The 12580-nt window shown below is 35.0% G+C and carries 14 protein-coding genes; 6 read left to right on the top strand and 8 right to left on the bottom strand.

Annotated elements, in window-relative coordinates; translation table 11 throughout:
- Positions 1-13: 13 nt before the first annotated feature.
- Positions 14-772: a hypothetical protein gene (locus MKX53_RS13620; RefSeq protein WP_340911951.1), complete on the bottom strand. Its 759-nt coding sequence runs from the start codon at positions 770-772 to the stop codon at positions 14-16.
- A gap of 78 nt (positions 773-850) precedes the next feature.
- Positions 851-1378, bottom strand: a complete 528-nt coding sequence (locus MKX53_RS13625) for a GNAT family N-acetyltransferase (RefSeq protein ID WP_093537622.1) — start codon at positions 1376-1378, stop codon at positions 851-853.
- Positions 1379-1514: 136 nt separating this feature from the next.
- Here MKX53_RS13625 and MKX53_RS13630 point away from each other — a divergent pair, with 136 nt between their 5' ends.
- The gene (locus MKX53_RS13630; RefSeq protein ID WP_340911953.1) at positions 1515-2870 is read left to right on the top strand and encodes an amino acid permease; all 1356 of its coding nucleotides are present in this window, start codon (positions 1515-1517) and stop codon (positions 2868-2870) included.
- Positions 2871-2933: 63 nt separating this feature from the next.
- On the opposite strand, the gene MKX53_RS13635 is transcribed toward MKX53_RS13630, so the two are convergent.
- Positions 2934-4910, bottom strand: a complete 1977-nt coding sequence (locus tag MKX53_RS13635; RefSeq protein WP_340911957.1) for a S9 family peptidase — start codon at positions 4908-4910, stop codon at positions 2934-2936.
- A 139-nt stretch (positions 4911-5049) separates the two neighbouring features.
- A complete protein-coding gene (locus tag MKX53_RS13640; RefSeq protein WP_445678027.1) occupies positions 5050-6597 on the bottom strand; it encodes a fatty acid--CoA ligase family protein in 1548 nt (515 codons plus the stop codon).
- Positions 6598-6809: 212 nt separating this feature from the next.
- Between MKX53_RS13640 and MKX53_RS13645 the strand changes: the two genes are divergently transcribed.
- From MKX53_RS13645 to MKX53_RS13660, 4 genes are all read left to right on the top strand, one after another.
- Positions 6810-6935, top strand: coding sequence for a hypothetical protein (locus MKX53_RS13645; protein WP_340911960.1), 126 nt, complete (start codon positions 6810-6812; stop codon positions 6933-6935).
- Between the two features lie 12 nt (positions 6936-6947).
- On the top strand, positions 6948-7385 hold the full coding sequence (locus MKX53_RS13650; RefSeq protein WP_340911962.1) for a hypothetical protein: 438 nt from the start codon (positions 6948-6950) through the stop codon (positions 7383-7385).
- A gap of 689 nt (positions 7386-8074) precedes the next feature.
- Positions 8075-8710 carry an FMN-dependent NADH-azoreductase gene (locus tag MKX53_RS13655; protein WP_340911964.1) on the top strand — a complete coding sequence of 212 codons (636 nt, stop codon included), beginning with the start codon at positions 8075-8077 and terminating at the stop codon, positions 8708-8710.
- 152 nt (positions 8711-8862) lie between these two features.
- Complete coding sequence (locus MKX53_RS13660) at positions 8863-9399, top strand: TetR/AcrR family transcriptional regulator (RefSeq protein ID WP_093537615.1); 537 nt, start codon at positions 8863-8865, stop codon at positions 9397-9399.
- Between the two features lie 70 nt (positions 9400-9469).
- Here the strand turns inward: MKX53_RS13660 and MKX53_RS13665 are convergent, their stop codons facing one another.
- Together MKX53_RS13665 and MKX53_RS13670 are read right to left on the bottom strand one after the other, a co-directional pair.
- On the bottom strand, positions 9470-9691 hold the full coding sequence (locus MKX53_RS13665; RefSeq protein ID WP_340911966.1) for a hypothetical protein: 222 nt from the start codon (positions 9689-9691) through the stop codon (positions 9470-9472).
- Between the two features lie 487 nt (positions 9692-10178).
- Positions 10179-10346 carry a hypothetical protein gene (locus MKX53_RS13670; RefSeq protein ID WP_197275600.1) on the bottom strand — a complete coding sequence of 56 codons (168 nt, stop codon included), beginning with the start codon at positions 10344-10346 and terminating at the stop codon, positions 10179-10181.
- Positions 10347-10589: 243 nt separating this feature from the next.
- Between MKX53_RS13670 and MKX53_RS13675 the strand changes: the two genes are divergently transcribed.
- Complete coding sequence (locus MKX53_RS13675) at positions 10590-10733, top strand: hypothetical protein (RefSeq protein ID WP_422193388.1); 144 nt, start codon at positions 10590-10592, stop codon at positions 10731-10733.
- A 138-nt stretch (positions 10734-10871) separates the two neighbouring features.
- Here MKX53_RS13675 and MKX53_RS13680 read toward each other — a convergent pair whose 3' ends face one another.
- Together MKX53_RS13680 and MKX53_RS13685 are read right to left on the bottom strand one after the other, a co-directional pair.
- Positions 10872-11375: a hypothetical protein gene (locus MKX53_RS13680; RefSeq protein ID WP_340911970.1), complete on the bottom strand. Its 504-nt coding sequence runs from the start codon at positions 11373-11375 to the stop codon at positions 10872-10874.
- Positions 11376-11592: 217 nt separating this feature from the next.
- Complete coding sequence (locus MKX53_RS13685; protein WP_340911972.1) at positions 11593-12369, bottom strand: HNH endonuclease signature motif containing protein; 777 nt, start codon at positions 12367-12369, stop codon at positions 11593-11595.
- Between the last annotated feature and the right edge of the window lie 211 nt (positions 12370-12580).

Raw genomic sequence — 12580 nt, forward strand, 5'->3', positions numbered from 1 at the left:
CATTTTGTCATTCTTAAGTCATTTGATTAATATACTTCTCCAAAATTGGCTCTAAGTATTCCTCTTTTAAAGAAAGATCATTTTGTATAAAGGAATGCACACTTTCTTTATCTAACGCGACTAAGAGGAACTCAGCAAATTCTGGTTGTTCGCCTTTTCCTATTATACTCATATTGTGTTTTTCTAATATAACTTGTAATTCATTCGATGTAAAATTCACATTCAGCTCGAAAACGACAGCCCAAAAATCATTTAATCCTCCGCGCTTAACAAACATTGGTCTAAAAGATTTTGTATAGGAGGGGTTAATTGATAAACCCATTTCTTCAATCAATTCTTTTTCGATACTTTTCTCCAGATTAAATAACTCACCTTTTAAATCCGACTCGTCTAAACCTCCACCTGTAAATTGTAAACGACCTGGTGTGGAAGTATGTTTGTTCATTTTCCCAAATGCAATATAATTGTCTTTGGTAATAACAGCCACACAAGTAAAAATAACTTTGCACGGAAATACTTTTTCTTCATGACGAATCGTATATAAATAATGCTTGTAGTCTGTTTTTGCTACAGTAATTTGAAGTTCCTCTGAATTTCTACAAATTTTTTGAATGGTAAAGACTTCTCCATTACGAAAATGTGGATTTATCTTTAATTGTTCATTCCAGAAGTGTTCATGTTTTTCCCTCATTTGTTCTGGTAATTCGTATGGCGTTGAATCATATTTAACTGTAACTATAGACGGCGTTTCTTCAATCACTATTGGCTCCATTCACTATCTCCAATCTTTCAATTGTAGGTACTTATGCATCCCAATGCTTCTTCAGCTGCTTTAATTGCAAAAATGGAGTCATTCTAACTCTTCCCATTCTTCTCTTAATAACCCCATTCGTATTGAGTCATAATATACACCGTTAAAGAATCGACATTTTCGAAGTCTTGCTTCCATTGTCATTCCTAACTTTTCACCGACTTTAATCATCCGTTCATTGCCTGACCAGGTTGTATAGCCAACACGAACAAGTGGTAATTCTTTAAATAAATGATTAATCCACATTCGGAGTGCCTCTGTACCTATTCCTCCACTCCAAAATTGGGGTTCATAAATGACAATCCCCATTTCTAGCCAAAGGGATTCTTCATGCTCCCAGTAGTAACAGAGCGAGCCGACTAATTCTCCATCTACATAAATCCCCCACATATCTTCTTGGTTGGCGAGTTGATCTTTCTTTTCTAAAAATTGTTCTAAAGTTGAAGGAATATGGGGATAATAAGGTGCATCCCATTTTTTCCATTCGGGAGCACTTTCCTTTGCACTTAATTCCCACAGTCGAACAAGCTCTTTTTCGATAATAGGACGAATCGATACAACTTTCATCTTTTAACTCCAATCTATCATGCTTTGTATTCATAATTTTATCACAATATCAGTATGATAGACTGTTCCCAATACGTATATTATTGTGATAGAGTTTTATCTTGCAGAGTAATAAATTTATAAGGAGTGACATAGCTTGGGTGGAAATCAGCAGTTACAGCGAGGATTAGAACAGCGACATATCACCTTGATGTCATTAGGAGCAGCAATCGGAGTTGGTCTATTTTTAGGTTCAGCTACAGCCATACAGCTGGCAGGACCTGCTATTCTGATTTCCTATATTGTCGGAGGAATAGCCATTTTCATTATTATGCGTGCACTGGGTGAAATGGCCGTACATAATCCAGTTTCAGGTTCATTTAGTCGGTATGCAAAGGATTATCTTGGCCCTCTTGCAGGATACATAACTGGATGGAATTATTGGTTTTTATGGGTAGTTACTTGTATGGCAGAGATTACTGCTGTAGGAGTATATATGAAAATGTGGTATCCAGACACAGCCCCTTGGATTTGGGCATTAGCGGCATTAGTTATTATGACATTGGTTAACTTAATTGCTGTAAAAGCTTATGGGGAATTTGAGTTTTGGTTTGCACTTATTAAAATTATTGCCATATTAGCGATGATTTTTGTTGGGCTAGGTGTCATTCTCTTTGGTCTTGGTAATGGCGGAGTTGCTGTCGGCATAAGTAATTTATGGTCGAACGGCGGATTTGCGCCAAATGGAGTTACTGGCATATTTATGTCCTTACAGATGGTCATGTTTGCTTATTTGGGTGTCGAAATGATTGGTGTAACTGCAGGGGAAGCCAAAAACCCTAAAACGGTTATTCCAAAAGCAATCGACACGGTGTTTTGGCGTATTTTGCTTTTCTATGTCGGGGCATTATTTGTAATCATGTCCATTTATCCATGGAATGAAATAGGAGCCAATGGAAGTCCTTTCGTTTTAATGTTCGAGAAAATTGGAATTGGTCCAGCAGCAGGTATTATAAACTTTGTTGTGCTTACAGCAGCATTATCTAGTTGTAATAGTGGTATTTTCAGCACAGGACGTATGTTATTTAATTTGGCTGAGCAGAAACAAGCTCCTAATTCATTCGCTAGCATTAGTAGAACGGGAGTACCTTCCAAGGCTATTATATTTTCTGCCTTCTTGTTATTAGTCGGCGTTGTATTAAACTACTTAGTTCCTGAAAAAGTATTCATTTGGGTAACGAGTATTTCGACTTTCGGAGCCGTTTGGACATGGGGAATTATATTATTATCCCAATTGAAATTCCGCAAAACACTTACAAAAGGGGAAATTTCAAGGCTTTCCTATAAAGCTTTGTTCTACCCAGTAGGTTCTTATTTAGCATTAGCTTTCTTAGTATTGGTTCTTGGCCTCATGGCTTATTTCCCCGATACACGAATTGCCCTAATCGTAGGTCCTATATGGATAATTGGGTTAGTCTTTGTCTATTACAAAAAAGGATTTCACAAAAGATAATAGGTTTCCGATTCAGCAAAACCCCTTCATTTCAAAATCGAAATGAAGGGGTTTTCTCTATTTTCAAAGATATTTTGCAAACCAGCTTGTGATTTGGTCTAGTCGTGTTTGTCTTAGATTTGGGAACCCTACTCGAGATAAATTATGATCAGATTGCGGGAAACGAACGAAACTTGTCTCTTTCCCCATAGCTTTTAGCGTAATATATAGCTGTTGTCCTTGTTCGATAGGACAGCGATAGTCATTTTCACTATGCAAGATCAATAAAGGTGTCTCTACATTAGCTGCATATTTAAGTGGAGAAGCATCCCATAGTTTATCGATATCTGTCATATCAGTGCCAATTTGCCATGGAGTAAAGTAGTATCCAATATCAGAAACTCCATAAAAACTAATCCAATTAGAAATCGAACGCTGCGTAACAGCTGCTTTAAAACGATTTGTATGACCGACGATCCAGTTAGTCATAAATCCACCATAGCTCCCACCAGTTACACCTAAACGGTTTTCATCAACCCAGTTGTTTTCCTTCAACACATAGTCTACTCCAGCCATGATATCTTCATAGTCGCCACCACCGTAGTCCCCACGAACCGCGTCGACGAAATGTTGACTATATGAGTGACTTCCACGTGGATTTACATATAATACTCCATACCCTTGGGCTGCTAATAGTTGAAGCTCATGGAAAAACGTATTTGCATACATCGTATGAGGTCCACCGTGAATTTCCACAACAAGGGGATACTTCTGTCCTTCTTGATAGCCCGCTGGCTTCATAAGCCAACCATGTACATCCCAATCGTTAAGACCCTTATACACAATGGCTTCTGGTTCGACAAGCTCTACCTCGTTTATCAACTCTTCGTTAAAGTTAGTGATTGTAATTCTTTCACCAGTCGCCAAATTTAGTTTAAATAATTCCCCGGGAAATATTGTATTACTTATTGTCGCTAGAGCATAAGTTCCATTTCTAGCGATATCGTATCCATATACATGCTCGTTTTCTGGAGATGCTGGATAAATTTCTCCATCCAAAGATGCAAAATACAGCCGTACGTCTCCCATTGTGGATAACTGGAAATATAGGTGATTCTGGTTAGTCCAAACAACATCAGGTGCATTTGCTCCTTGTTGAATATCCGCCCCTGCATAGTCACCTACTGGCGCGTCTATCCCTTCTGTTAGTATTTGGAGTTTTCCAGTACTCACTTCATATACATATACTTCTGCATGCGTTGCATTTTTAAATGTGTGAAGCATTCCACCAAAAGCGATATATTGGTCATCCGATGAAAATGTAGCTCCTCCAAAGTGTCCGTCTTCTTCAATGATTACTGATTCCTTTTTCGTTTCTATATCGATTAATAACATAGGTTCATGGAATGAAAAATCTTGACTTTCATCACGATTAACACCCATTACTAGTTTTTTTCCATCATGAGAAATTGCTTGTAGACTATGATTAAATGTACCTTCGGTGAAGGCTTTAATTTCCCCTGATGCTATAACGATAGACCCTATTTGTCGGTAAGTATCTTTTGGTAATAATCCTACACCATCATTATGGTACTTCATATTATCTACCACGTAAGCTTCTGGTAGTTTGTCTTCTTTCTCTTCAGCTTCGTCTGTCCAACTTCTCCCATCTTTTAGAGATGCAGAGAACCAAATCTTTTTACTACAAGGAGACCATATAAAGCTCGAAACACCTTTTTCAAATTTCGTCAGCTGTTTTGCTTCTCCACCTTTAGCCGACATTATGTAAATTTGGTTTTTATCGTCACGATTCGATATAAATGCTAATTGTTTACCATCTGCAGACCATTTCGGAGAGGATACTTTTTCTTTTGCATGAGTCCATTGTGTTACCTCACTCGTTTCGATCTTCACATGATATAAGTAAGCATAGTACTTGTTATCCTTTTTGTGCATTTCCGTACGGATGAAAACTGCCTCATTCCCGTCCGGTGAAATTACTGGATTGGTGATTGATTGTATTTTAAATAAATCAGTAGCTTCTAATTTTCGTTTTGCCATTATTAATATCTCCCTCTATTTAAATTTCTCTCCCTATTTATTTCGACAACCGAAATCTTTTTCCTTCTATTTTCTATGAAAAGTTTATATAAAAAAAAGCTCCTCATAGATACATGAGGAGCTTGAACAAATTTATCTCTTAAACTGTTTGTGGTTTTAAAGAACGACGTAATATTTTACCCGTTGTGTTCTTCGGAAGTTCCTCTAAGAATTCAATCTTCTTCGGCACTTTATATTTTGCTAGTTTTTCTAAACAATATGCTTCCAGTTGTTGCGCTGTTAATGTAGGATCTTTTTTTACAACAAATGCAAGCACTTCTTCTCCAAAGTTTGGATCAGGGATTCCGACAACCGCTGCCTCAACGATACCTGGATGTGCAAACAAAACTTCCTCCACTTCACGAGGATAGACATTATACCCACCTACGATAATCATATCCTTTTTGCGATCTACGATAAAGAAATAACCTTCCTCATCTTGTCTAGCCAGATCCCCAGTATATAACCACCCATCGCGAATGGCACTTTCTGTTTCTTCCGGCATTTTGTAGTAACCTTTCATCACGTTAGGTCCACGAACGATTAACTCTCCTACCTCACCTACTGAAACTTCTTCCCCAAGCTCATTGACGATTTTGTTCTCCACATTTATGATATTTGTTCCGATTGAACCAGGCTTGCGATCACGGTCAATTGGGTTAAAGCATGTAACTGGTGATGCCTCTGACAATCCATACCCTTCAGATATACGAACATTGAACTTGTCCTCAAAGTTATGCAACAGGGCTACAGGTAAAGAAGATCCTCCTGATATTGCTAAACGTATACTGGAAAAATCTTCTGCATTTCCTTCAGGGAATTGATACAAGAAATTATACATTGTTGGAACACCTGCAAATACAGTAGCTTGTTGCTCTTTTGCAATTTGAAACACTTCTTGCGGGCTAAATCTTGGAATTAATAGTAGCGTTGCACCCATTAATAATGGAGCATTCACAACAACCGTTAAAGCGAACACATGAAATACAGGTAACGTTGTAATTACGCGATCCTCTGTATTAATCTTTAAGTATTCTGCAACATCTCGAGCATTGGAGTAAATATTGTTATATGTTAACATTGCACCTTTTGGATGACCAGTTGTTCCGGAAGTATATAAGATTACTGCTATATCATCTGGATCAGTTTCCACAGCAGACGTACCCATAGCAGCTGAAGAAATCATTACTGAAAACGGTTTCACTTTTGTCTTTAAGTTTTCAGGTAAAGCTGCTAGTTTTTGAACCGTGTCTGGTTGTGTTTCACAAATAATATAATTTTCAACCGAAGTGAAAACCCCTGCAGCTTTCTCTACTAATGGTAATAATGCATCAAGAGCAATAATTACTTTAGCGTCGCTGTTTTTTACAATATAACTGATTTCATCTGGCGAATAAATTGGGTTTATCGGAACAGCGGTAGCACCTATTCGCATAGTGGCATATAAAGAAATTAAAAAGTGTGGTGAGTTACCTAGTAAAAAACCTATATTATCCCCTTTTTCCACACCAATTGACTTTAAAGCCCCTGCAAATAACTCCACTGATTGTTCAAATGCTGCGTATGTAGTATCTTTCCCCATAAAGTTATAAGCAATCTTCTCTGGATGCTCACTGGCAATCTGTTGAACACGTGAAACTAAACTCATATTCTCGTCCCCCATCTTTTTGAATGAATGACCATTCATTATCCCATATTCATTATATAAGAAAAGTTTTGACAATTCAACAAAAACTAGAACTTCGAATTCTAGAGGCTATGTGAAACCTGTGAAAAGGAAGGCTACTTTTGTAGAAGAAGGAATAATTAAGAACATGCAGAATATATAGCTTACAAGGGTGCATGAAAGGAGTAATTTATTTGAAATCTAATATTTCTCTCGTTGCATTTTTAACTTCATTATTCTTAATAACTGGTTGTACGCCTAGTAATTCCTTAAAAACAAATGAAACAAAAAAGGAAGATGTAATCAGTAAAGTGGATTAGAAAGTATTAAAGATGGTGGACTCGGAAGAACAGTTTTCTTATTTAACTGACTTGTCGGAAGAAGAATTAAAGTCCTATAAACAATTTACAGAAGAATATGATACAAAATACTTAAAAGGTTTTTCACCAGGAAATATTTTACTTATATATATTCATTCAGCAGTTATTGATGATATCGAAGCTATCTATGCGTTGGCTTATATGGAAGGTGAGTCATTGGAATTCGACAATTTTAAAGATAAATATTACACGCACCTTAACATATCCAACATGGAAATAGCCTTAGATTTCAGATATTATGATTCAATCCAGGTCAAACAAGAAGAGAGTAATGGCTTATTAGTCGAATTATTGGTTACCTATGGCAGGTTCACAGCTACGACCTTAATGGAATTAAAAAAAGAAAATGATATATGGAAAGTTGTTCTACCTAACATATTTAATAAGTGAGCTATGTTTATCTTTTCCAAGTTAGTATAAAATCAGAGAAAAATAAAATGGTCTTAAAAGGGCATATATGGGTGGGAATATTGTGAAAGGAACTCAATTGCTCTCTATTATAGTGGGGCAAATAGTTTAATCACCGGTACTTATACTATTGCCATGTTTGTTATAACATCCACTGCACTTGTAAAAATAGTTACAAAACCAAGCGAATCCTGATCACCGAATTTGAATAAATAGCTAAATATAATAGAGGTCCATTTTCTTATAAAGTTAAATACTGCGTAGGCAATGTATTGCTCAGTTCAATGGACTGGGTTTTTTATTTTGGCTATGTTAAAGGTAAAGGATGATTTAAAAATACTACAAATAAAACGGAGCTGTGAATTGTATCTCCAAGCCCGTTTACTTTGATGTCCATTTTTTTACTAAAGCACGACTTTAGTTGAATAAGAGTTATTTCTTCTTTCTTGTTTTTCCGTCTGGGCCTACGTGTCAGGAAGCTAATCTTCTCTAATCTTTTTTTATGACAGGAGTTTTAATTTTATTTAGATTATTCTTTTTTTAGTCAATACCAGCTGAATGTTGGATTTGCAACAATTCGATAAAACTGTTGGTTTGTTTAGTTAATAAATCGTTTTATACTAATTCACACAACAGTTGTTGTAAATCTTAAAGAAATAGAGGGAATAATTATGACTAAGGTATTATTTATTACAGCAAATCCAAATGATGAAAATCATTCGTTTAGTATGGCAGCAGGAAAGGCATTTATTGAAACATATAAAGAAACAAACCCAATGGATGAAATTGTAACCGTGGATTTATTTAAGGACGATATTCCAGATTTAGATGCAGATGTTTTCAGTGGGTGGGGAAAACTTCGTGCAGGACAGCCATTGGATGCTCTTTCAACTGAGGAATTAGCAAAAGTTAGTCGCCTAAACGAAGTTCTCGATCAATTTATTTCAGCGGATAAAATGATATTCGTAACGCCTATGTGGAATTTCTCATTTCCAGCAGTTGTGAAAGCATACATTGATGCTGTAGCTGTACCTGGCAAGACGTTTAGATATACGGAAACTGGTGCTGTAGGCTTACTTCATGGTAAAAAAGTGTTTCACATTCAAGCTCGTGGAGATTTTTATTCAGTAGGTCATTTAGCAGATGAAGAGCTAGGCGATAGATACTTAAAACATATCATGAACTTCATGGGTATTACTGAATACGAAGGTTTATTTATTGAAGGTCAAGCTAAAATGCCAACAAAAGCAGAGGAAATTAAAGCAGAAGGCATCGAGCGATCAAAGCAATTAGCACAAAAATTCTAATCGTTTATTATCTTTATATTGCAATTCGTGGTCCATTTTGTATGGACCACGAATTGCTTATTTTTTTCTAAAAATTTTTCTGTTATAATCGAGTCATTCATTTAATCCAACAAGTGTTAAAAAATAATTTTGTTTTGAGGAGGTAGGTACGAATGAAAAAACTAGATCCACGGGTTCAACGGACAAGACAAAATATCATGAATAGTTTTATGAGACTGATTAAACAAAAAGATTTTAGTGATATTTCCATTGCTGATATTACACAAGAAGCAGAGATTAACCGTTCAACATTTTACTATCATTTTATGGATAAATACGATTTAATCGATGTGATTCAAAGAGAAGTTCTTACGAAAGAAATTTTTAAAGAAGTAGCATTACAAGAAGTCATCGATGAACAAACGATTATTATGTCCCTACAAGCTATTATGGGTTCTCAAACAAATTTAGCCCTACATTGTCAACGAGCAGTTAAAGAATTTAAACCGAAAATGGACTATGAAATTAAACAACGATTGACGGAAAATCTGCACGCTTTATTAGATAAAGAGCATGGTGTGAAGGAAGAACATTATTTTCTTGCTACATTTTGGAGTTGGGGCATTTATGGGGTTGCAATGGCATGTGTAGAGGGGAAAGAAACTTTGCATACTGCGGTAAACCGTTTGACAAATATCATTTTAGGCTAGTATATAGAACCATTATAAAACCCCATGTATCAATTATCATCCTTAGTAGGTAAAAGATACAGGGGTTTTCTTATCTGTTAGTCAACTTTCCAAGTAAACGAGCATTATTGTTTTTCATCTTCTTGTTCTCATTATCCAATATAGCTATTCTTCTTAAGGATTCCATTAATTTATCTTTCGAACTTTCACTGAACATCTGTTTTTGTTTGATAACCTTAAATTTTGGTTCTGTTAATTCTTCTACTAATTCCTCACTTGATGTTAAACAAAGAAGAAAAAGAATGTAAAACAACAGTGTTCACATACCTTCATACATGTTCTTTTTCTTGGCTATATCCAAATTTATTGCATTTCTTATTTCACTAAAGCACCCTTTAGTTTAATAAGAAATCATTCGTTGAACCTTAGATTTTTACATAACTATTTGATTAGTTATTAATCCTAAAATTACAAACCCAACAATAAAAGCACCTATGTGAATTAAAATCTTATATCTCAACTTAATTTTTAACAAGAAATATAACCTAAAGGTGAAATAAATTATTATCAAATCAATAGGTGTCTTAATCAGTGAAACAGTAAATTTATTATTGATATGGAACTGTTCATAAATAAAGTCCCTAAAAAAAGAATTATTTGCTAAACCAATCATAGAAAAAACGACTTGATAAACAAAAAACTTAAAGAGGTTCACACAATTCCAACTCCCCTATAATCCAATCTCGATTATATTCTTGTTTTACTTCTCCTAAAGCACCTCGTTAGTGAAACAAAGAGTCTTATTTATTTTCTGTTTCTAATTCCGATATTAACTTACAGAGATAGCCAACGATGTAATCTCTTTGTGTACTTTCTTCAATATCATTATTTTCCACAAGGTCATCTATACCATTATTTATAACTGCCCATAAAGGTGTATTTTCAAATTTTTTATATGGATGCGACATAGAAAAATTACCTCCCAAATCCTCGGTTTACACTCAAATTTAATTTATAATATATTTTCTTTGTTCTGCTAAAGCACCCGTTAGTTGAATAAGTACCTGCCCATTTATTACACATTATGGTCGAATTGTTCATTAGGATATGGACAATAACGGTAATACAATCGGTTTTATTGTAAATATTAAGTTTAAATTCCAAAAAAATTCTCATACTTAAAATAATACTTGTAGAAGGATGTGAGTCTTTTGGAAGAAACAAAATTTGCAGAACTAAATCATGAGCAACTCAAGGAAATAAAACAACTAGAGGAACAATTAGATGTAGCTTTAATTGCATATGACAGTTCTGTATTAGAAAGTCAAAACAAGTTAGGCAACACACCTGATTAGATTATGCTTAGTGTTTAGAATGGTTATTTCTAAACACTTTTTTTATTGCACAATATGTGTCAAATGCGACATAGAACCTCAACGTCTCTTCTTCAACTAAACTGCCGCGTTAGTCGAATAAGAATATTTCCACAATTATTAATATTTCACTTCACTACTGCCAATTTCTTCTGGTCCAAATTCCCAAAGACCATCAAAACCCTTCATTTCATACTTTAAAAATCCATTGGCATCCACTTCAATTATATCTATAACTGCGACTGCTTTTCTAGGTTTCATAATATTGAAATAGACTATACTATCCAATTTTTTTCCGCCATTATTAATATAATATTGTAAATATAAACTTAAATCGCCAGTATTTATTTCTTCACTGCTACCAGTTATTTGAGTTGATTCTCCAGCGTTTAGACTTTTAATCGTTCCTACCTCTTTATAATCTGTCTTATTGACGCTATATGAGAAAATAAGATTAGGTAGACTTTGATTACTCAGATTATTTACCTCAATAGTAACCCCTTTATCATATTTCCAATACTCTCCTTGATTTTTCATTTCCAAAAACAAAAAAAATAAGTATAAAACAATTACATTCATAACTATCGCCAATGCAATAAGCAGAGCTATATATCTTTTCTTCAAAATAACACCCTCTTCCACTATAGGGATTATATCAAACCAAATACCAAAATTTATTAATTAGCTTCTTCAACTAAACGTTAGTAATAGGTAAGCATTTGAAGTTATCTCCAGCTTTTCCCCTACTCCGCACGGAACGTGCCAGTTTCCCAGCATTCCGCGTTCCATCTAGCGATGGTATTATTAATTATAAGTTTCAAGTTACTCTTGTTGATTTGGGTTAGTTTATTATTTCTAGCTCACATTTTTCTCGATATTTATTAATTTTCTTTAACATCGATTCAGTGATGCCCAAAATTTTTATGAGTGTATTCGCCTTAATTTTGTCGGTCATATGGATTAATTCATGTACTTCTTTTTGGAGAATACGTAAATTATTGAATTTGTCGTTTCCACCAAGATGTTTAGGTATATAATGGTGGCAGTATACGTTTTCTGCTTGTAGGAACATGCCAGTTATTTCACATTTTCCTTTTTTCATACTGTACCTACTAATCCTATTATCCATATATTCGACACTTCGTGTCGGTATTTTTGAATCCATTAACAATACTATTTCCTGTCTTATATTTTTACTCAACCGTTTAGATATTTGTACTCGACCTTCTTCGGTAAATGGGGTTATACTTTGAGTAAAAGCAATCACATTTTTAGTTTTGATGATCCCAAGGGGGAAGAGGTATATCCCGGCAATTTTATATGTTTTAGAGCCTAAGCCATAGAACTTTTTATAGACAGGTGGCGGGTTGTTAGGATGTTCATATTTACCGATAGGTTTAAGACGATTGTACATAGATGCACCTATTTCGTAGGCAAGTCGTGAGAACGCTAAGTTGACGTGAGTAGCTCTGTTAAAATAATTGTGTAACCCTAAGACAAAACTATTAAAGCGCATGGCATTTTGAGTAGTTGGCGATGTTCGGAGTATTTCTAATCGTTTCTTTGCATCCACCTTAATTTTCTGCATCTTTTCAGCTTTGACAAACGTGTGTGCCACTCGCTTTTTTCCTTTACGATTGGCACGTATTGTGAAGCCAAGAAAAGCAGACTCATTCTTGCGTAGATTAATAATCTTCGATTTTTCTGGTGAAATATCAAGTTTTAAACGTTCTTTTAGATAGAGCTTAACAGCATGATACCATTTTTGGGCAGTTTTCCAATCTCGACAGATGATTTTAAGGCAAGTAGACCACTGGAACCTCCCCAGT

Origin of the sequence: Psychrobacillus sp. FSL K6-4615, from assembly GCF_038008225.1 — a bacterium.
In the GTDB taxonomy this organism is placed as follows: domain Bacteria; phylum Bacillota; class Bacilli; order Bacillales_A; family Planococcaceae; genus Psychrobacillus; species Psychrobacillus psychrotolerans.